This window comes from Nannocystis pusilla (assembly GCF_026626665.1).
Classification (GTDB): domain Bacteria; phylum Myxococcota_A; class Polyangia; order Nannocystales; family Nannocystaceae; genus Nannocystis; species Nannocystis pusilla.
Window position 1 is genome coordinate 275,736 of sequence record NZ_JAPNKE010000002.1, and the last position, 21,498, is coordinate 297,233.

The window sequence follows — 21,498 nt, forward strand, 5'->3', positions numbered from 1 at the left end:
CCCGGTGCATCGCTCTGGCCTGATCGAGCTCGAGGCTGTCCTCGCCGTCGCGCGCCGCCGCAGCTTTCGCGCGGCCGCCGCTGACCTCGGCATGTCGCCGACCGCCCTGGGCAACGCCGTCGCCCACCTCGAGGAGCGGCTCGCCGTGCGGCTCTTTCACCGCACGACGCGCTCGGTCGCGCTCACGGCCGCGGGCGAGGCCTTCGTCGCCGAGGTCGCGCCAGCGGTCGCCGCCATCGCCAGCGCCACCGAGCGGGCCCGCACCGCGAGCGCGGAGCTGTCGGGCACGCTGCGCATCAACAGCTCGCTCGGCGGGGCGCGGCAGCTCCTGACGCTGGCCGTGGCCGAGTTCGGGCGCCGCTACCCGGCCGTCACCGTCGAGCTCGTCACCGACCGGCGCATGGTCGACATCGTGCGCGAGGGCTTCGACGCCGGCATCCGGTCGCGCGAGAGCGTCCCGCGCGACATGATCCGCGTGCCCATCGGCGGCTCGCTCTCGTTCGTGATCGTCGGCTCGCCCGCCTACCTGCGCGCTCACGGCCGGCCGGCGACTCCAGACGACCTCGCGCGCCACCGCTGCGTCAGGGTCCGCACCGCGCCGGGCGCCGAGTACCGCTGGCCGCTCGAGCGCGGACGCAAGCGGCTCGAGGTGGCGGTGTCCGGGTCGCTCATCGTCGACGAGCCCCACCTGATGCTCGAGGCCTGCCGCCGCGGCGTCGGCCTCGCGTACCTGCCCCGCTGGCTCGTCGACGCCGACCTCGCCCAGGGGCACCTCGCGCAGGTGCTCGACGACTGGACCCCGGACACGCCCGGCCTCTGCCTCTACTACCCGACCGGCCGCAACCCCCGGCGCCGCTGCGCGCCTTCGTCGCCCTGATCCGCGCTGCGCGCCGGGCCGGGGTCGACAACCAAGCCACCGCGACGTCGAAGCTGCCGAACGCCGCGGGGAAGCCGGGATAGGTCGTCGCGGCCTGCGACCGCGATCGCCGGGTCGCCGCCTGCATCGAACGCGGCGATGCGGGGCGGTCGGAGCGTTCAGCCGCCGAGTTCGGCCGCGCGCGCCTCGGCCAGCTCCCACATGCGGATGTAGCCCTCGGCCGAGCGGAACAGCGGCTCGAGGTCCGCCTCGTCGACGGCGTCGCGGCGGGCGTCCTCGAGGAGCTCGGGCAGCAGGCCGATGTGGGCCAGGCCCTCGGTGTTGAAGTCGATCTCGCGGTTGCCGACGACCGGCGGGGTGAACTCGATGTCGCCGGCGAACGACGAGAAGGGGTAGGTGACGGGGTCGGTCTGCGGGAGCGGGCACACGCCGTCGCCGAAGCGCGGGCCGCGGGCGCCGGCGAAGCCGTTGAGGTCGAAGCCGAAGCCCTCGGCCGGGTAGCCGCCGTTGTCCATGATGAACTGGATCTTGTCCTTGAAGCCCTGCACGGTGGTGCCGGGGGCGTCGCCGCGGCAGACGCCGAAGCCGCCGGCCGAGACGCCGCCGAGCTCGTAGAGGACGCCGCCGTTGTTGCGCCCGTGGCTGCCGATCGGCGGGTAGCTGGCGGCCTGCAGCAGCTCGTAGGCGCGCACGTAGGACCACTGCGGGAGGTGGTCGACCTCGATGATCATGCCGCGCGCCATCATCTGGCCGATCATGTGCTCGCCCAGCGCGGTGAGGGTGGCGTTCTGACAGTAGGGGCCCTCGAGCGCGGGCTCGGTGATCTGGCCGAGGTACATGCCGGTGGTGGTGAGCGGAGCGGTCGCGAACTTGCTGTTGTCGATCGGCGCGGGCGAGTCGTAGACGTCGCGCGGCATGTTGAGGCCGCCGAAGTTGACGTTGCCGCTGTCGAAGCCGCCGACCTGCGGGTCGGGGCAATCGAGGGTGAAGTTGGACCAGTGGCCGCTGTTGGCGAAGTTGCCGAGCTCGATGAAGGCGCGGTCGCCGTCGCCGGGCGAGAACTTGTTGTCGTACTTGTGGACCGGGAAGACGGCGCGCACGCCGAGGTCGTAGTAATGGTCGAGCTGGGCCTCGACGTAGGCCTCGTCGCAGGTCGGGTCGCCGTCGTGCGGGGTGAGCTTGCAGTCGAACAGGTTGGAGGTCTCGATGCCGAGGATCACCGCCAGCTTGCCGCCGGCGATCACCTCGCGCGCCTCGGCCGGGGTGTGGACGACGCGGAACCACCCGAGCCCGGGCCCGCCCGACTGGGCGTCGATGTAGCGCTCCATCGCGTAGGTCTCGTCGATGATGCGGTCGACCGCGGTCATGTCGTCGCAGCCGTAGCGGCTCTTCTGGATGCCCTCGCCGATCATGAAGTCGCAGATGATGGCGTTGGTGGTGGCGTGCTGGACGACCAGGCGCAGACCGGCCAGGTAGGCCCGCTGCAACCACATGTAATATTGCGTCTGATGGGTGGAGCGCCGCGGGCCGTTCGGCCACTCGGTGAAATCAGGGTACCCGGCGGTGGCGTGGGCGTCCTCGCTGAGCTGCTTGGCGACCAGGTCGGGCAGGAGGCTGGCGAGGTCGGCCTCCTCGTTGCCGGAGTTGTCGAAGATGTAGCCGAAGAAGTCCTTGCGCCCCATCTCGCCGTGGGAGATCGAGCAATCGGGCAGAGCATGCTCGACGCCGAGGCGGTGATACGCGCCGCCGTGGAACAGGCCGCCGCCGCCGAAGGCGTAGTTGGAGTGGATGTGCGAGTGGGTGTCGACGATGCCGTAGAGGTCGCCGTCGTCGAACATGGTGCGGGAGATCTGGCCGCTGGCGTCGAGGCTGAGCTCGGGGTGCTGCTTGCAGCCGTCGGCGGGCTCGAAGCTGACGGGCACGCCGTCGTCGGCGAGCGCGTCGGCGCCGAGCAGGCGGTCGTTCCGCCGGTTGCGCAATTGATACTGCGACCAATCGACGGTCGAGGTCTCGAGGGTCCATTCGGCGCCCGAGACGTAGGCGTCGTCGATGAGGGTGACGTCGGACTGCAGCGCGGTCTGGCGCAGCAGCGGGCCGTCGTCGGCGACGAGGTAGCCGCCGTCCTGGTCGTAGAAGAGGTAGGTGCCGAGGTCGGCGGCCTTCATGGTGAAGCGGGCGGCGCCGGCCTTGTCGGCCGCGAAGGCGAAGCTGGCCGGGTCGCCGGCGGCCAGGTAGCGGTCGCCGCTGCGCAGCGAGAAGCAGCCACCGGCGAACTTGTAAGTGTCGAGCATCGGCGGCTCGCCGGTGGTCTCGGTCTCGCCGGTCATGCCGACGGTGGTCGTCGGCACGGTGCTCTCGCCGGTCTCGCTGGGATCCGTGCCGCTGCTCGTATGCTGCGTGTCGCTGGCGGCGTCGGTGGCCGCCGGATCGGTGGAGCAAGCAATCAGCGCAGTCAGGCCAAGCGGAATGAAGTAGAGGTGGCGCACGATGGCCAGTGTATCCGAGCGGACTCAGCCGGTGGCCGGCGCGAACGATGAGCCCTGGTTCATGCCGCGGGCGCGGCGTGGATTTGCGCATGGAGCAGGCAGCTCGCGGCGCGTGGACCTCGACCCGTCCGAGCGTCGGCTGGGGGCCGACGCTGGCGGCAGACCGCAGTTCGCGGGGCCGTGGCGATGAAAGAGGAGCGGCCGGAGCGGCCCGCAGCGGGCGCGAGGCCGGGGAGACCTCCGCGGCCATGCGCGGGAGATCGCGCGAGGCTGCCGGTGGCACGGTCAAACGGCCATCGCGTCTCGCAGGCGAGGTCCGGCGGCCCCGAGGCGTCTCGCTACTCGGCTTGCACGTAGAGCGAGAACGGGAAGTTGCCCTGCATGTCGACGAAGGTGGCGTCGGGGACGTCGATCACGAACTCGTGCTCGCCGGCGCTGGCGGCCCCCCAGGGGATGATGCGGGTGTCGATCACGTCACCCGGGCACCAGTTGCTGAAGGACTGCCAGTCCTCGTCCGATTGCGGGTAGGGGCCGTAGATGCCGTTGGGCTGGGTGTTGTACGGGCGGAACGGCTCGCACGAGGTGCGGCCGGGCTTGTATTGCAGGACCATCTCGCCGTCGACGTAGACGTAGTGGTCGCGGCGGATGTACTCCTCGCCGCCGGCGTTGGCGCCGTGGTTCGAGGTGATCAGCACGAGCTGGGCGTTGGCGGTGTCGGCCGGGAGCTCGAAATGGACGGTCTTGCGGGTGGTGCCGAGCTCGTCGCTGGCGCCCTCGGTGTATTGTTGAAGTCCTGAGAGATGGCGACGGGCACCAGGTGATGGAAGGTCGGGGCCGGCTTTTTGCTGTCGGTGTAGAGCAGGAGGGTGCCGAGCTGGGTGTCGTTGCGGCCGGCGCAGCCGTCGACCTCCTCGTTGGCGGCGTAGGGCACGCCGAAGATGCTGAGCTCGAACCAGAGGTCGTACTCGGCGAGCAGCTCCGGGTCCTTCAAGATCGGCACGAGGTCGCTGGCCTGCCATTCGTAAGGCACCGTCATCGGGTGCTTGTTCATGTCCATGAAGGGAGTGATGAACCGCGCGACCTCGATGCGGTCGACGTCGGCGGGCACGTAGGTCTGCGCGCCCTTGGGGACGAGCGCGAGGTTGACTCCGCCGAGCCGATCGTAGTTGTCGCACAGGGCGCCGACGATGACGCCGAGCGTCAAGGTGGTCTGCACCTTGGCCTGCATCTCCTCGGTGAAGCGGGTGGCCACCAGCGCGTTGCTGTGGCGGATGACGCCGTCGGGGATCGGCTCGTCGACGGTGGCGGCGTAGCCGTCGTAAAACACGATGTCCTGCAGGACGGGGAAGGCCTCGGGCGCGGGCGGCGGCTCGTCGGGGCCGGTGGTGCTGACGTCGCTGGTGCCGGTCGGCGGCTCGGTCGCGGTGGTGTCCCCGGTGGTGCCGGTGGGCGCGTCGGTGGTGCCGGTGCTCTCGGGACCACCGGTATCGCCGGTGGTGCTGGTGCCTGTGCCTTCGTCGCCGCCCCCGGGATTGGTACACGCGGCGAGCAGGGCCAATAGACAGACACACGAGGTCAGACGAGGCAGGCTCATCGTCGGAGCGTACCAGAACGCGGGCGCGAGAGCGCGCGCGAGGGAGGCGTCACGCGGTGGCCGGTCCGTCCCGACGCGGCCGGCGACGGCGGAGGGCCGTGCTACCGGCTGCAGCGGCGCTGGCTCACGCGCCCGCGAGCTCGGAGATCTGACTCGCAGCGTCGGAGGTGAGGGGAGAGCAGGCCGGAAAAGAGAGAAATGGTGGCACTCGTGCGCGATGAATTCGTGGCGGTGCGAGCGCGACGACGCGAAATAGCGAGATGAACTATGGGACATGTCCTTTGGGAAATGTGATTCGACGCGCTCACAGGGGGGCCACGGCGCGCGGCGCGGGCGTGTTCCTGAGGCGTCGAGCCGGCGGAGGAGCTGTTCATGGTGGTCATCACCGACCACGGTCTGCCGGACGGGAACGACTTCCTGGTGAAGTTCGACGAGATGCTCACGGAGAGCGGGCCGCACTGCATCGTCGATTCGGTCGCCGACGCGATCGTGAGCTCCCAGGTTCGGGCTCGAGCGGACGCTCCGCCGCGATTCGCGGTAGTCGGCGCGGGCGGGGCCGCGGGCCCGGGGCGGTCATTCGAGGGCCTGGGCGAGGATCTCCAGGTCCTCGCATACGCCGATGCAGTCCTCGCCGCCGCTGGCGGGGTCGCAGTCGTCGTTCGGGTCGTCGATGCACACCTGGCCGGCGGCGCATTCGGAGCCGTCCGGACCGCCGCAGTGGGCGATCGGCGGCTGCATGCAGATGCCGAGGCAGTCGGCGCCGCCGGCGTCGGGGTCGCATTGTCGCTCGGATCGTCGACGCACGGCTGGTCTCCCGGGCAGTCGAAGCCCGCGACGCCTCCGCAGGAGACGGGGTCGCTGGGCTGGCAATGTCCGGGGCAGTCGCTGTCGCCCTGGGCAGGATCGCAGTCGTCGGCGCCGTCGTCGCGGCACTCCAGCCCCTCGGGGCAGAGCAGGCCGACAGGGCCGGCGCAGGGGATGAGGTCGGACGCGTCGCTCTTGCGGGCGTCGGTCGATTCTTGATCGCAGGCGAAGCCGAAGGCAAGGGTGAGCGCGATCCAGGCGAGGTTTTGGTGCTTGGTACGCATGTTTTTCCCTGACCCGGCCGAGGGCATCGGCCACGCGAAAAGCGAGCGGGCAGCGCCGAGAGCGGGCGTATCGCGGCGAGAAGTCGAAATAACGGCGATCGAGCGCGGGCCGGCCGACGCGGGGTGGCGCGGAAATGCGTGTCCACAATGGGGTGAGCGCAAAACACGCGCGTGGGATATCGATGCACATGCAGCGGGCTCGGGCGGGCGGCGAATGATGCCTCCAGGCGAGGCCGCGCAGTCGGCGACACAATGCGAGTGCGATGATTGCGAGGCTCGCGGTGTTTGCTGCGATCGAGGATGTCGGGCGTGACGAGGGCGGTCGGTGCGAGGGCGCCGGAGCGGGCCCGACACCCGGCGAGGCATGGTTCCGACGAGGAGAGGGTCGATCGCCGACCGGTGCTCGCCCACGTTGTGTCGGATCCCGTCGCAAGCCGGACGGGACGAGGGACGGAGGCGAGCGCGAGCCGGGCGAACATTGCGCCGGAGGTCGCCGAGGGTGCGAGGGGCCGCGCGAGCCGGGTGATCGCGAACATTGCGCCGGAGGTCGCCGTGAGGGGTGCGAGGGGCAGCGCGAGCCGGGAGATCGCGAACATTGCGCCGGAGCTCGCCGAGGGGTGCGAGGGGCAGCGCGAGCCGAGAGATCGCGAACATTGCGCCGGAGCTCGCCGTGAGGGGCGAGGGGCAAGGGGCGAGGTGCCGGGTGCGAGCGATCACGACGCCGGCGAGGATGAACGCGGCGGCCGCGAGGTCGCGGAGCGGGCTGCGCCGTGAATGCGCTACACTGGCGCGGCTGTGGCCGCCGAGGCGAAGCTGGCTGAGTTCCTGGTGAAGAGCTTCACCGACGAGGATGCGGACGCACCTGGCCGGCGAGCCCGGGGCCGTCGAGGTGCTGCCGTGGTTGCCCGGCACCGCGGCGTCGTTGCGGTCGCTCGCGCAGGAGGCCGTGCGCGCGCTCGAGCGGCGCGGCTCGATCGACCACGGGTTCTTCGACCGGCTCATGGCGGCGCGGCCGCGGCGGTGCGAGGCGATCGCGGAGCTGCGACGAGTGTGCCTCGGGGACGCGCCGGCGGAGACCCCCGCGGCGGAGCGGACGGCGAGCGGCGACGACGGGTTCGCCCGCTATCGAGTGGCCCTCGCGGGGGCGCACCGGTTCGTGCGCCTGCTCGCAGTGGGCGGGGCAGGGCCGACGTCGACCTTGCCCATCGAGGCGCTGTACGTGCCGCTGCGGCTGCGCGGGGGTCGGTACTGCTATTCGATCGGCGCGCTGCTGCGGGCATTGATCCGGGCCGACGGCGAGGTCCGGGAGGGCGCTCCGCGGATCGTGGTGCTCGGTGATCCCGGCAGCGGCAAGACCACGCTCTGTCGCTACCTGACGGCGGCGCTGGCAGGCGCGATCGAGGGGCTGCTGCCGCCGGGCTCGGCGGCTCCGTTGCCGCTGCTCTTGCCGCTCCGCGACTATGTGGCGAAGATCGCCAAGGCGGACGTGTCGCTGCCGGAGTTCCTGCGCGAGCAAGCTCGCGTGCGGCTGTCGGTGTCGTTCAGCGAGCGCGAGCTCGAGGCGTGGTTGCGGTCGGGGCGGGCGGTGGTGCTGCTCGACGGGCTGGACGAGGTCGGCGACCCGACGCCGCGCGCGACGAGCGGCGAGCGCGTCGACGCGACCTGGCGCGCGACGATCTGCGAGCGCATCGACGCGTTCGCGGCGGTGTACCCGGAGGCCGCGCTGCTCGTCACCAGCCGGGTGGCAGGGTACGAGGAATCGGCGCTGCCGAGCTCGGGGCCGCAGCGGTTCTCCTGCTACCGCATCGAGCCGTTCCGGGCCGAGGAGCTGGCGGCGTTCGTGCGCCGCTGGTATCAGCTGCAGGTGACGGACGAGCCGTCGCGGCGCCAGCGGCTCACCGAGGGGCTTCTCGCGGCCCTCCAGGCCACCCCGGCGGTGGGCAAGTTGGCCACCAATCCGCTGCTGGCGACCCTGGTGGCGCGGGTCTACGCGGCGGACGAACGCCTGCCGGGCGAGCGCGCGCAGCTGTACGAGCGCTGCGTGCAGACGCTGCTCGAGACCTGGCCGGAGCTGCGCGGGCGCGGGCCGACGAACCTCGAGATCGACGTGCAGCGTCGCTGCCTCGAGGACGTGGCGTGGCACATGTTGGACGGCGCGTCGGAGCGGTCGGCCGGGGCGGCGCTCATCGCCGAGCCCGAGCTGCTGGCGGTGGTGGCCGCGCGCCTGGGCGAGGAGCCGGAGTTCGCGCGGCTCGGGCCGCGCGGGCGCGAACGGGCGGCGAAGCAGTGGATCGAGCGCTTCGAGTGCGAGAACGGGATGCTGGTGGCCGACAGCCCGGGGGTGTTCGGCTTCATTCACCGCTCGCTGGGCGAGTACATGGCAGCTTGCCGCCTGGAGCGGGTGCGCTCGGCCGACGCCGAGGTGGGCTGGATCGTCGAGCACGCGCGCAAGGCGACCTGGCGGGAGGTCGCGTTGCTCCGGCTCGGACGTCGCGGCGGTCGTGACGTGCAGATCGATCCGGTCTACGCGGCGCTCATGGGCGATCCGGGCGGCCGCGAGTTCTTGCTGATGTGTCTGCGAGAGGGCATGAGCCTGACGCCGGAGCAGCTCGGTCCGCTGATCGCCGCGGGGATCGCCGGCCGCGCGGGCCAGAACCTCGAGATCCTGGCGGACGTGTTCCGATTCTCGCCGACCGAGGCGCCCGCGATCGAGGCGTGGTTCGTGACGGCGCTGCAGCGCGCGCCGCTCGCGGGGCTCGTCGAGCTGCTGCCGGCCGCGGCGCGCGTGGGTGTGTCGCCGGAGGTCGTGGAGGGGGCGCTGGGGCGGCGGGACGATGCGACGAGGGCGCGGGCCGTGGCGCTCTTCCTGTTGCCGCCGGTGCGGGAATCGTCGGAGTCGGCGCCGCTGGTCGCGTTGAGCCAGCACCTGCGCAGCCGCGCGGAGGTGGGTGCGGCCCTGCTCGCATTCACGGGAGCGTTTCCCGACGCGCCGACGTTCGCGGCGGCGGTGGCGGTGGCGTGCGGGCCGGCGAGCGCGGGGTGTCGCGCGGCGCTGACGCTCGGCCTGGTGCTGGGAGCGGTGTGGTCGCTCGGCTGCATCAAGCCGCCCGTGCGTGCGCTGCGGGTCGAGTGGCTCGATTGGCGCGCGATCGTGCCGGCGACGCTGCCGAGCTGGCCCGAGGTCGATTCGACGAAGATGACGGTGACGCTGGTCGAGGGATCGCAGAGGCTGGTGCGTGAGGCGTACCCGCTGGCCGCCCCGCACGAGCCGCTGCTCGGCTATACGGGCGGTGATTTCGCGTGCTACGCGGACGCGCCTCCGTGGCAGTTCCTCGGCTACTTTCCGCCGTCCGCGGGCGTCGACGTGGAAGCGTACGTCCGCTCGTGCGACCCCGGTTACTGGGAGGCGTGGTACGGCCCGAATCCCCGCGACGAGGTGCGCGAGCACCTCGACCCCGTCATCGCCGATGAAGAGGACGACGAGTGGAAGCGGGGAACTACACGCCCGAGAAGTGCGTGGTGGTCGATCTGCACGAAGCGCTGGGCAAGCTGCACGTGGTGGCGATGGAGGCGCCTGCGGGCGGGCTCTGCGTCGACGATCTGCTGGCAATGCACCGCAGCGGGGAGCTCGATGCCGGCGACCTGTTGATCCGGGTGATCGCCCTCCATGCGGCGCAGGTGCGGATCGCGGCGGACACGTTCCCCGCCGAGCCTGCGCTGGCCGAGCAATACGGGGCGCAGCGGCAGGCGCACACGTGGATCTGGCTCAACTGGGAGGCGATCGAGGCGTCGTTGCCGGAGCCGCCGGAGGCCGATCGACTGGCGCTGTTCCTCGCGCTCGGATGGACGCAGTACACGACGACGGGGCGCTGGCCGACGGGCGAGCGCTGGCGACGGATCGCGGGCGGGCCGGCGCCGGAGCACTGGTGGCCGCGCGTCCACTGGCTGCTGTGCCGGCAATTCGCGGCCGACGACGGAGCTTCGCGGTGGCCGGAGGTGTGGGCCGCGCTGGTCGAGGGCGAAGCTGACGCGGAGCTCGCGGGGGTCGCCGCGAGGTTGCGAGCCTGGTTGCCCGAGGCGTGAGTGCGGTCGGGTCGCCGCGCTCGACCGTGGTCGGATGTCTCTCGATCACATGACTCATTGGACATGTCTTCAAAGTCATGGCACGGCGAGATTGGGGTGAGGCTCGAAGTTGTCCGTGAGGCCGCTCGTCGCCCGATGGCCTCGCGCGACGACGTGTCTGAAGAGACAGGTCGGGCGGAGAGATGACGAGGGGTTCATGAAGTCGCGGGAGGATCGCTCCGCCGCGGACGCGGGCTCGGCGATCCTGGCGGCGTGAGCACGCTCAGATGGACCGCCGCGCGGGTCGGGCATGCGCCGCGTGTGCGGCGCGCTCGGGAGCGCCTGCAGGCGAGCGCGGCCCCTCGGCGGTCGATGCGCGAGCGGCTCCGTTGGCGTGAACGGCCTGCTGGGCCGCTGCGGGGCGCGTGGCGGGCAGGCGAGCGCGAGCGCGGGCGCGAGGGGCAGGGGCGATGACGCGCCGGTGCGGGGCGGCTTCCCTGGCGGGGCCGTGCCGGCGATGCTCGGCCGGCCCGAGGTCCGCACCCGCGCGAGGTGAAGCGCGCCCGGATTTCGGAGTCTGAGGACGGCACGATGCTCCCGACACCCAAGCTCTCCTTCGCGACGCTGCTCGTATTCCTCTGCAGCTGCACCATCGTTCGCGTGCCGTATTCAGGGCCGAGCTCGCCGCCGCGGGGCGCAGCGGGCAAGCCCAAGCCGGCGAAGGGGAAGCCGAAGCCGAAGCCGTCGAGTCAGGCCCCGACCAAAGAGCCGACGCCGAAGCCCGCCAAGCCGTCGGGCCCCGGGAAGCCGGCCAAGCCGAAGCCGCAGCCGAAGCCGCCCACGCCGCGGCCGGCGCCGAAGCCGGAAGAGCCGCCGCCGAGCGTGCGCGAGGGGACCCAGATGGTGGTGCCGCTGCGCGTCGCGTTCGACGAGTCGGTGAAGAAGGTCGACAGCCTGATCCAGAAGACGATCACGCAGGACTGGCAGGTGGTCAGCGACCCGAAGTCGGCGACCAAGATCGAGGTCCGCTACACGGTCTGGCGCGACCCGATCAAGGCCAAGTTCGACGACGGGCGGCTCGACGTGAGCGTGAACGTGCGCTACGCGGCCGACGTGCGCGCGTCGACGAAGATCGGCAAGCGCGTCATCTGGATCACGAAGGGCGAGACGTGGGGCACCAAGGCCGAGCCGCAGCGGGTCGCGGCCAAGTTCCACGCCGACTTCAAGATCCAGGACGACTTCCGCGTGACCGCCGAGGCGAAGCTCGACGACATCGACTTCGGGCCGGCGCCGAGCGGGCAGGTGTGCGTCAAGGCGCTGGCCAAGGTGTGCATCACCAAGGAGACCGTCGCGCCGATGGTCAACAAGAACCTGCAGAAGCAGCTGGTGCCGAAGATCGAGCAGGCGCTGGACCAGGCCGACGCGCAGTTCGAGAAGCAGCTCAACCTGAAGAAGCAGGCGCAGACGCTGTGGACGGCGCTGCAGCAGCCGCAGTCGCTGCAGCAGCTCGGTCAGGGCCGCTGCCCGACCGAGGCGGGGGCGATCTGCTCGACCCCGGCGTGGCTGGTCGCCAAGCCGACGTCGATCGGGGTGTCTCAGCCGCGCATGGACGGCGACGACCTCCGCGTCGACCTCGGCCTCGCGGGTCAGCTGGTGGTCCAGCTCGGCGACAAGCCGGCGGTCAAGCCGACGCCGCTGCCGAAGCTCGAGCCGGTGACCGACCCGCCCGGGTTCGCCTTCAAGTCGCGCCTGCACCTGCCGCTCAGCCAGCTCAACGAGGAGCTGAGCAAGCGCGTCGCCAACGTCAAGCTCGACGGCCGCAACACGCCCGACATCGTGATCACGTACGTGAAGCTGGTCGACGCGTTCGAGGGCCGACACCCGCACCGCCTGTCGTTCGCGGTCGGCGTCGGCGGGGCGCTCCGCGGCGAGCTCAAGCTGCAGGGCGACCTCGAGTGGGATGCCAAGGCGCGCGAGCTGTCGATCGAGAACTTCGACTACACGGTCGACACCGACAACGAGAAGCTGCAGAAGCTGTCGCAGTCGCAGTACGTGGCGCTGCGCAAGCTGGTGGCCGACAAGGCCCGCTGGAAGCTCGACGCCAAGGCGGCCGCGCTGACCGAGGCGGTGACGAAGGCGCTCGGCGGGGTGCTGGCCGGCAAGCTGCAAGTCGACGGCGAGCTCACCGACGTCCAGCTCGAGAACTTCAGCGTGAAGGACGGGGTGGTCGACGCCGCCGTGGCGCTGGCCGGCAAGCTCGACATCGCCTACACGCCGTGAGCGCGCGCCGGGCGACCGGCGGGTGAGATGACTGAACGGACATGTTCGTACGAGCATGTCCGTTCGGCCTTTCGGCGCGGCGCTACGGCGCGCGGTCCAGCGACTGCATGTCGATGACGAAGCGGTAGCGGACGTCGCCGCGGTCCAGGCGGGCGTAGGCGGCGGCGAGGTCCTGGATCGGGATGACTTCGATGTCGGCGGCGACGCCGTGGCGGGCGCAGAACTCGAGCATGCGCGCGGTCTCGGGGATGCTGCCGATGGCCGAGCCGGAGATCGACTTGCGCTGGGTCAGCAGCTCGAAGGCGTTCACGCTGCCGGGCGCGTCGGGCATGCCGATCAGGACGAGGGTGCCCTCGGGCCGCAGGAGCCGCAGGTAGGCGTTCCAGTCGAGGGTGGCGCCGACGGTGACGAGCACGAGGTCGAACCGGCCCGTCAGCCGCGTGAAGGTGTCGGGGTCGGAGGTGGCGTGATAGCCGTGAGCGCCGAGGGCGAGGGCGTCGGACCGCTTGGCGTCGGTGCGGGAGAGGACGGTGACGTCGGCCCCGAAGGCGCGCGCGAGCTTGACGCCGAGGTGGCCGAGGCCGCCGAGGCCGACGACCGCGACCCTGCTGCCCGGACCGACGCGCCAGTGGACGAGCGGGGAGTAGAGCGAGATGCCGGCGCACAGCAGCGGGGCGGCGGCGTCGAGCGGCAAGGCGTCGGGGAGCGCCAGCACGTAGGGGCGCTTGACGACGATCGAGCGCGAGTAGCCGCCGTAAGTCGGGGCGCCGTCGTGCTCGCGGCCGTTGTAGGTGGCGACGAGGTCGGCGAGGTGGCGGTGCTCGTGCTCGCGGTCGCAGCGGCCCCTGGAGCAGCCACCGTCGACGAAGCAGCCGACGCCGACGCGCGCGCCGACGGCGAGGTCGGTGACGGCGCTGCCGACGGCGCGGACGATGCCGGTGATCTCGTGGCCGGGCACCATGGGGTATTCGGCGCTCCCCCACTCGTCGCGGACCTGGGACAGGTCGGTGTGGCAGATCCCGCAATACGCGACGTCGATCACGACGTCGTCGGGGCGGGGCTCGCGGCGGACGATGGTGATCGGCGCGAGGCCGCTGGTGGGCGACTGCGCGGCGTAGGCTCGGACTTCGGGCATGAGGCTCCTTCGCCGCCAGGCTAGGCACGGCGGCGGGGGTCGAGTAGAGAGGCCCGGCAGGAAGGGCCGATGAGCGAGGTTCAACAATGAGGCGCGAGGACTGGCCGGATCTGGCGGTGTTCGTGGCGGTCGCCGAGGCGCGCAGCTTCACGAAGGCGGCGTCGCGGCTCGGGCTGTCGACGTCGGCGATCAGCCACGCGATGACGGGGCTCGAGGAGCGCCTGGGCCTGCGCCTGCTCCACCGCACGACCCGCAGCGTGGCGCCCACGGCCGCGGGCGAGCGGCTGCTGGCGACGCTGGTGCCGGCGATGGAGGGGGTGGCGGCGGCGGTCGACGGGTTGGCCGAGCTGCGCGACGAGCCGGCCGGTTCGGTGCGGCTGACGGTCCACCGCGACGCGGCGCTGCGCCTGCTGGCGCCGCGCCTGCCCGAGCTGACCCGCAAGTATCCGCAGGTGGTGCTCGAGATCGTGGCCGACGACCGGCTGGCCGACATCGTGGCCGACCGCTTCGACGCGGGGGTGCGCCTCGGCGACCTGGTCGACAAGGACATGGTGTCGGTGCGAATCGGGCCCGACGAGCGGGCGGCGATCGTGGGCTCGCCGGAGTACTTCACGCGCCACCCGCCGCCGAAGACGCCGCAGGAGCTCCGCCAGCACCGCGCGGTGAGCTATCGCCACTCGTCCGGGGTGCTTTATAAGTGGGAGCTCGAGAAGGACGGACGCGCGCTCACCGTGGCGATGGAGTCGGCGCTGGTGACGAACGAGCCGCAGCTGATCGTCGAGGCGGCGCGCGCAGGGGTCGGCCTGGCCTACGCGCTCGAGAGCCACGTGGCGGCGCACGTGGCCGCAGGAGCGCTGGTGCCGGTGCTGGCCGACTGGTGCCCGCGGTTCCCCGGGAGCTTTTTGTACTGGCCGAGCCGTCGCCACGTGACGCCGGCGCTGCGGGCGGTGATCGAGGCGCTGCGGATCGATCGGCCGCGTTGAGGCCGGACCTCCGGCGCGCGCGAATGCGCGGAGGCCGGGGGCGAATCCGATGATGGCCGAATGGACATGCGCTTTGAAGCATGTCCGTTCGGTCATGTGCGAAGGGGCATGCGGGCTGATCGTCGGCGTCAGGCGGCGCCGCCGCGCGGCTTGCCGGCGAGCTGGCGCATGGCGAAGGCGATGCCGTCCTGCAAGGTGCCGTGGGTGGCGATGTCGCGCAGGTCGATGCCGAGGTCGACCAGCAGCGACGCGGTCGCCGGGTTGACGCCGGTCAGGACCGTGCGGGCGCCGAGCAGGCGCAGCGCCGAGGCGGCCTGGATCAGGGCGATCGCGCCGCCGGTGTCGATGCCCTTCATGCCGGTGACGTCGAAGATGACGACGCGCATGCGCCCGGCCTCGGTGCCCTGGAGGGCGGTGTGCAAGAGGTGCTCGCAGCGGGCGGTGTCGAGGGTGCCGATGAGCGGCATGACGACGATCGCGTCGGTGATCGGGATCATCGGCGTCGACAGCTCGGCGAGCATGGCCTGCTGCAGGCGGATCATCTCCTCCTGCATGGCGGCGCGGGCCTGCTCGGCCCGTTCGCGCTCGCCGAGCTCGGCCGACAGGCGCTCGTTGGCGGCCCGCAGGTCGGCGGTGCGCTGGGCGACGTCGGCCTCGAGGCGCTCGTTGGCGCCGACGACGTGGCGGTAGAGCAGGGCGTTCTCGACGGCCGTGACCGCCTGGGCGCACAGCACCTGCAGCAGCTCGACGCGGCCGCGGCTGAAGGCGTCGCGGATCAGGTCGTTCTCGACGACGAGGATGCCGCTGGTGCGCCGGCGGTGCGCGAGCGCGAGGCACAGCACCGACTTGACGTGGCGAGCCGCGAGCGCGGGGTCGGCGGCGAAGCGGGCGTCGCGGGCGACGTCGCCGAGGACCAGCGCCTCGCGGGTACGGGCGACGTAGTTCACGAGGGTGGCCGGGACGTCGGGCCGGGCGGCCAAAGGCGTGCCGGGCACGACCTCGACGACGTCGCTGTCGGCGGCGGCGACCGCCGCGAGCTCGAGCGCGCCGTCGCGGTCGAGCAGGAGGTACACGCGCGTGCCGCCGGCGTTCTGCATGACGATGCGGACCAGGCGGTCGAGCAGCTTGTCGAGCTCGATCTCGCCGACCAGCGCCTGGCCGAGCCGCACCACGGTCGTCAGATCGAGCGCGACTCCGCCGTCGGCCGCGCCGCCGTCCTCGGGCGCAGGAGCGGACGGCGCGAAGGCGGCGGCGGCCACCTGCGGGAACTCGCGGGCGATCAGGGCGGCCTTGGCCGACGCGCCCCACTGCAAGAAGCCGTCGTGGGCGGCCCGCATGTACACGGGGGCGATGACGTGGCGCTGACGCTCGCGGTAGAACTCGCCGCACAGGGCGTTGGCCAGGGCCTCGTACTGGACGAAGCCGTGGCGCCGCGCCGAGGCGATGGCCTGGTCGTACAGCTCCTCGGCCTCGAGCGGCCGACCGGTGACGCGCGCCTCCTCGGCGCGTACGAGCAGGTACTTGTGCTCGAAGTTGTCGGGGCAGTCGTCGGCCCAGCGCGCGAGCTTGAAGATGCTGTCGCGCAGCAGGTCGCGGTCGCCCAGGGCCTGGGTCGGATCGACGACGCGGGCGCGGGCGCACACCGCCAGCGCCTCGTAGAGGTGGAAGGTCGCCTCGATCGGCATCGCCATCACCGCGCCGAGGACCTCGCGCGCGGCGGCGGCGGCCAGCGCCTCGTCGTGGCGGCCGTAGGTGTAGAGCAGGATCAGGCGGATGATGTGATGGAAGGCGATGCCGCAGCCGAAGCTGGCGCGAGTGAGGACGTCGAGGCACTCGCGGGCGTCGAAGTCGTCGCTGTCGAGCAGGGTGCCGGGGCGGACGCGGCCGTCCAGGCTGTCGAGGAATTGCTGCTGCAGGCGGATGGTCTGATAGACGGCGTCGTTGTTGCTCTCGCGCGCGAACGCGGCGAACCGCTCGGCGGCCCGCCGCGCCTCGCCGAGCGGGGCGCCGACCTCGATGTGCTGCCAGACTGTCTCGAAGGCCAGGAAGGAGGCGTACACGAGGTCGCCCGCCGACACGCAGGCGTGGAAGGCCTGCTCGAGGATCGGGAAGTCGGTGCGCAGCGGGCGGCGCCAGAAGTTGATGTGGTCGCCGTGGAGGTGGAGCAGGGTGCCGCGCAGCTTGGTGTTGCCGAACCGCTCGTTGAGCTGGATCGACATCTCGGAGAAGGCGTAGCCGGCGGCGGCGTCGGCGAACACGGCGACGAGCATGAAGCCGTACACGCTGTAGGCGAAGCACGAGTCCTCGGCGTTGCCGTGGCGCAGCGAGAAGTTGACGGCCTTGAGCGCGAAGTACGGGAACACCTTCGGCCGGCCGATGTAGGCGCACGGCATGATGCCGACCATCAGCGAGAGGATCGCGCGATGGGTCGGGTCGGTCATCAGGGGGGCGTCGAGCAGCGAGGGGATCGGGCGCCCGGCGAGGTTGCCGGCGATCGCGGAGGCCTCGTCGCTCATGGCGCTCTGCAGGGCGCCGTCCTGCTCGGGCAGCTCGACGCCGAACAGGGCGAGGCCCCGCACGCCGAGGTCGACGCCGGCGTCGTAGCGCCCGGCGACCTGGTAGAGGCGCATCTGCAGGATGTAGACGTTGGCCCGATCGACAGGGTCGCGCGCGCGGTCGTGAATGACGGCGAACAGCTGCTCGGCCCGCTCGAAGGCGCCGGCCAGCGACTCGCACTCGGCGAGCTCGCAGTGCAGGGCGTAGGCGTGGGCGTAGTCGTGGTCCCAGGCGCCTTCGGCCAGCAGCTCGATGCCGACGCGCAGGTACTGGGCCGCGGCCGCGTAGGCGGTGGATTTCTTGGCGTGCCGGCCGACGACGAGATGGAGCTCGGAGACGCGCCGGCGCTCGTCCGGGTCGACCATGCGATCGAGGCCGCGACCCAGGTGGTCGACGACGTCGAACAACTCGTCGGGCCGCGGATCGGCGCCGAGCCGCGCCAGCAGGAGCCGACCGATCTGCAGGTGCGTGGCGGGCCGCTCGTCCTCGGGGACGAGCGCGTAGGCGGCCTGCTGCACGCGATCGTGGGCGAAGTGATAGCTCAGCTCGAGGGCGCCGTCCTGCGCGGGCGCGGGCGCGGCGTGGTGGACGAAGCGGTAGTCGTTGCTGTCGGGCAGGACGAGGTTCTCTTCGAGCGCCTCCCACAGCGCGGCCGCGGTCGCGTCCGGTGATTCGCCGCAGATGGTGGCGAGGGCGGCGAGGGTGAATTCGTGGCCGATGCAGGCGGCGAGCCGCAGGGCCCGCTGGGTCGCCTCGCCGCAGCGGCGCAGCCGCTGGCCCATGAAGTCGACGACGTTGGCGGTGACCTCGCGCGACTCGATCGCGGCGAGGTCCCAGGTGAAGCCGCCGTCGCCGGCGCCGGGGTGGAGGAGGCCGTCCTGGTAGAGGCCGCGGAGGAACAGGCCGACGAAGAACGGGTTGCCGTCGGTCTTGCGCCACACGACCCGCGCGAGCGGCATGGCGCGCGAGGAGGTGCCGCCGAGCACGTCCGCGAGCAGCTCGCCGAGGTGCTGCGGGGCGAGCGGGCCGAGCGCGAGCGCATGGACGGCGAGGCCCTTGCCGCGCAGCTCGTCGGCGGCGACAGTCAGCGGGTGCGTGGGGCCGACCTCGTTGTCGCGGTAGGCCCCGACCACCAGCAGCCGCCGCGGCGAGGGCGAGGTGAGGCACAGCTGCAGCAGCTTGAGCGAGGCGAGGTCGGCCCACTGGAGGTCGTCGAGGAACAGCACCAGCGGGCCGGACTGGCCGCCGGCGAAGGTCTGCACGAATTCGTCGACGAGGCGGTTGAAGCGGTTGAGCGCCTCGGTGGGCCCGAGCTCGGGGGCGGCCGGCTGGGGTCCGAGGACGTGCGCGAGCTCGGGGATCAGATCGACGAGGACCTGGGCGTGGCCGTCGGCGGCGCGCAGGAGGTCGTCGCGCACGCGGGCCATGCGATCGCCGCCCGCGCCGAGGGTCTGACGCAGGAGGTCGCGGAAGGCCTGCACGAATGGGGCGTAGGGGGCGTTGCGCGCCAGCTGGTCGAACTTGCCGGCGACGAAGGTGCCGCCGTCGCGGGCGATCGTCTTGTGCAGCTCGTGGACGAGCGCGCTCTTGCCGATGCCGGAGTAGCCGGCGACCAGCAAGAGCTCGGTGGCGCCGCTGCGCACCCGCGCGAACGCGGCGAGCAGGGTCTGCAGCTCGTCGTCGCGGCCGTAGAGCTTCTGCGGCAGGCGCAGCGCGGCGGCCCCCTCGTGGCGCCCGAGCGGGAAGGCCGGGATGTCGCCGGTGGCGCCCTGTCGGCGCAGGCACTCGCGCAGGTCGGCCGCGAGGCCGCTGGCGCTCTGGTAGCGCTCCTCGGGCGCCTTGGCCAGGAGCCGCATCACCAGCGCCGAGACGACCTCGGGCACGTCGGCGAGCTGGCGCGGCGGCGGGGGCACGCGGGCGATGTGGCCGTGCACGAGCTCGAGCGGGTCGTCGCCGGGGAACGGCGGGACGCCGGTGAGCATGTGGTAGAGCGTGGCGCCGAGCGAGTAGAAGTCGCTGCGGAGGTCGAGCGAGCGGTTCATCCGCCCGGTCTGCTCGGGCGACATATAGGCGAGGCTGCCCTCGAGCGCGTCGAGGCTGGTGGGCCGCTGGGCCTCGACCGACAGCCGCGTGGCCAGGCCGAAGCCGATCAGGTGGACCGCGAGCGGCTCGCGGCGGACGACGAGGTTGGCCGGCTTGATGTGCTTGTGGATGATGCCGCTGGCGTGGACGCCGACGAGGATGTCGGCGACGGCGGCGGCGATCGCCAGCGCCTCGCGCACGGGCAGCCGGCCCGCGCGCAGGACCGTATCGAGCGGCTCGCCGGGCGGCGAGGCGAGCACCAGCGCGAGGCGGTCGCCGTGGTGCTCGAGCGCGTGCGCGGCGACGACGCCGGGGACCGCGAGGCTGCGGAGGATCGCGTATTCGTGCTGCAGCCGGGCCAGGTCGCGGGCCGTCGGGGGCGAGCGCCGCGGCAGCCGCAGGGTGACCGGGGCGCGATCCTCGGTGCGAAACCCGCGCACGAGCGCGGTCTCGGGGTCTTCATGCAACGATTCGACGATTGTGTATTGACCGAATGTGGACATGCCCGCTCGACTCGCCCGCGGCGCGCTCCGCCGGTCGCGGAGCGCTCGCAATAATGCCAGGACCCTACGCGTCATCCTCGGGCCGAGTCAAGCCTCGGGGGCGAGGACCGCGCCGGCGGACGCTCCGCCCGGTGCCGAGATTGCGTGTCGGTCCATCGCGGATATCATGGCACTCGTCGCCTCCGCGCCGGCGCCGCTGGGGCCGTGCGCGCGCCAGGAGGGGCAGCGAGGGGGGCTCTGGCAGCCGCGACGGCAGATCGGGGCCCGCCCGCGCGGGCGGCTCGTCGGCCCTCGCCGCGAGGATTGTCGAGCTCCGCATGCTGCCACTCCTACTAGTCGGGCGGCGTCGGATCGCGCGCCCGCGGCAAATCACGGCGGGCCTGGAAAACGGGGGCACGGATCGCGAGATCGGGCGGCGCTGCGCGTAGTCCGGGGTGGCGCCGACGTCGTGGTGCGGGGCGATCACGAGGCAGGTGCCGCGCAATGCGGGTGCACCGGAGCGCATGCCTCGGGCGAGGGATCGCGGGGTCCCCCGCGTCAGCGCCTGCGGCGGATCACGGGGTCGCGGGCGAGGGCGCGCGAGCGCCCGGCGTCGGGCGGGCATCCCGGTGCTCGGCGCGTCGGTTCGTCCTGTCCGCGGTCGTGCGCTCGCGGGTCCGGCGAATCGACGGAGCTTTTGCGGTCGCGCGGCGAGCTCGTCGCGACCTTGGCGAATCGACGGGAGCTCTTGCGGTCGCGCGGCGAGCTCGTCGCGACTTTGGCGAATCGACGGGAGGTTTTGCGGTCGCGCGGCGAGCTCGTCGCGACTCTGGCGAATCGAGGGGAGCTCTTGCGGTCGCGCGGCGAGCTCGTCGCGACTCTGGCGAATCAATGGACGTAGCCGTTCGGGTGGGCGCGCAGCCACGTCCACGCCGATTCGACGATCGTCGCCAATGCGCCGAGTCGCGGCTCCCAGCCGAGGTCGTGCTGGATCCGCGCGAAGCTGGCGACCAGGACCGCCGGGTCGCCGGCTCGGCGGGTGCCCATTCGCACCGGGATCGCCGCGCCCGTCACCGCGCGCGCGGTGTCGATGACCTGGCGCACGCTGTAGCCGGAGCCGCCGCAGCCGAGGTTGTAGATGCAGCTGCCGCGATCGAGGCCCGAGAGCGCGAGGACGTGGGCGCGGGCGAGGTCGACGACGTGGATGTAGTCGCGGACGCAGGTGCCGTCGGGGGTCGGGTAATCGTCGCCGTAGAGGGTGACGTACGGCGCGCGGCCGAGGGCGACCTGCAGCACCAGCGGGATCAGGTGGGTCTCGGGGTCGTGGCTCTCGCCGCAGCGGGCGCTGGCCCCGGCCGCGTTGAAGTAGCGCAGCGAGGCGGAGCGCAGGCCGTAGGCGCGCTCGTACCAGGCCAGCGCCCGCTCGAGCGCGAGCTTGGTCTCGCCGTACGGGTTCGTCGGCCGCGTCGGCGCGGTCTCGTCGATCGGCTGGGCCTCGGGCTCGCCGTAGACCGCGGCGGTCGACGAGAACACCAGGCGGTGCACGCCGACCGCGACCATGGCGCCCAGCAGGCCGAGGCCGGCGACCACGTTGTTGTCGTAGTATTTGGCCGGGCTCTGCACCGATTCGCCGACCAGCGAGTCGGCGGCCATGTGGACCACCGCCTCGACGCGGGCGTGGCGGAGCAGCCGGCGCACCAGGTCGGCGTCGCGCAGGTCGGCGCGGACCAGCTCGACCCCGGCGGGGACGGCGTCGGCGTGGCCCTTGCTCAGGTTGTCGATCACCGCGACTTCGTGGCCCGCGGCCAGCAGCTCCTCCACGACCACGCTGCCGATGTAGCCGGCGCCGCCGGTGACGAGTACGCGCATTGGT

General features: G+C 72.1%; 12 protein-coding genes. 5 read left to right on the plus strand and 7 right to left on the minus strand.

The features are described 5' to 3' along the window. The first annotated feature begins 4 nt into the window (after positions 1–4). A complete protein-coding gene (locus OV079_RS01455) occupies positions 5–877 on the plus strand; it encodes a LysR family transcriptional regulator (protein ID WP_267765794.1) in 873 nt (290 codons plus the stop codon). Positions 878–1,035: 158 nt separating this feature from the next. On the opposite strand, the gene OV079_RS55475 is transcribed toward OV079_RS01455, so the two are convergent. From OV079_RS55475 to OV079_RS01475, 4 genes are all read right to left on the minus strand, one after another. Next, positions 1,036–3,363: an amidohydrolase family protein gene (locus tag OV079_RS55475; protein ID WP_267765795.1), complete on the minus strand. Its 2,328-nt coding sequence runs from the start codon at positions 3,361–3,363 to the stop codon at positions 1,036–1,038. A gap of 338 nt (positions 3,364–3,701) precedes the next feature. Next, a complete protein-coding gene (locus OV079_RS01465; protein WP_267765796.1) occupies positions 3,702–4,058 on the minus strand; it encodes a peptide-N-glycosidase F-related protein in 357 nt (118 codons plus the stop codon). Next, positions 4,052–4,957 carry a PNGase F N-terminal domain-containing protein gene (locus tag OV079_RS01470; protein ID WP_267765798.1) on the minus strand — a complete coding sequence of 302 codons (906 nt, stop codon included), beginning with the start codon at positions 4,955–4,957 and terminating at the stop codon, positions 4,052–4,054. The genes OV079_RS01465 and OV079_RS01470 overlap by 7 nt, the downstream gene beginning before the upstream one ends. Positions 4,958–5,530: 573 nt before the next feature. Then, complete coding sequence (locus OV079_RS01475; RefSeq protein ID WP_267765800.1) at positions 5,531–5,761, minus strand: hypothetical protein; 231 nt, start codon at positions 5,759–5,761, stop codon at positions 5,531–5,533. A 1,134-nt stretch (positions 5,762–6,895) separates the two neighbouring features. Here OV079_RS01475 and OV079_RS01480 point away from each other — a divergent pair. From OV079_RS01480 to OV079_RS01490, 3 genes are all read left to right on the plus strand, one after another. After that, positions 6,896–9,694, plus strand: coding sequence for an NACHT domain-containing protein (locus OV079_RS01480; RefSeq protein WP_267765802.1), 2,799 nt, complete (start codon positions 6,896–6,898; stop codon positions 9,692–9,694). Beyond that, a complete protein-coding gene (locus tag OV079_RS01485; protein ID WP_267765803.1) occupies positions 9,655–10,128 on the plus strand; it encodes a hypothetical protein in 474 nt (157 codons plus the stop codon). Before OV079_RS01480 ends, OV079_RS01485 begins: the two co-directional genes overlap by 40 nt. 570 nt (positions 10,129–10,698) lie before the next feature. Beyond that, entirely contained in the window at positions 10,699–12,387 is a 1,689-nt protein-coding gene (locus tag OV079_RS01490; protein WP_267765804.1) for a DUF4403 family protein, read from the plus strand. Between the two features lie 82 nt (positions 12,388–12,469). On the opposite strand, the gene OV079_RS01495 is transcribed toward OV079_RS01490, so the two are convergent. Next, entirely contained in the window at positions 12,470–13,522 is a 1,053-nt protein-coding gene (locus OV079_RS01495; protein ID WP_267765805.1) for an NAD(P)-dependent alcohol dehydrogenase, read from the minus strand. An 86-nt stretch (positions 13,523–13,608) separates the two neighbouring features. Between OV079_RS01495 and OV079_RS01500 the strand changes: the two genes are divergently transcribed. Beyond that, entirely contained in the window at positions 13,609–14,505 is an 897-nt protein-coding gene (locus tag OV079_RS01500) for a LysR family transcriptional regulator (RefSeq protein ID WP_267765806.1), read from the plus strand. A 128-nt stretch (positions 14,506–14,633) separates the two neighbouring features. Here OV079_RS01500 and OV079_RS01505 read toward each other — a convergent pair whose 3' ends face one another. Beyond that, positions 14,634–19,610, minus strand: coding sequence for an AAA family ATPase (locus tag OV079_RS01505; RefSeq protein WP_267765808.1), 4,977 nt, complete (start codon positions 19,608–19,610; stop codon positions 14,634–14,636). Between the two features lie 903 nt (positions 19,611–20,513). Further along, entirely contained in the window at positions 20,514–21,494 is a 981-nt protein-coding gene (galE, locus tag OV079_RS01510; protein WP_267765809.1) for a UDP-glucose 4-epimerase GalE, read from the minus strand. Positions 21,495–21,498 lie beyond the last annotated feature (4 nt).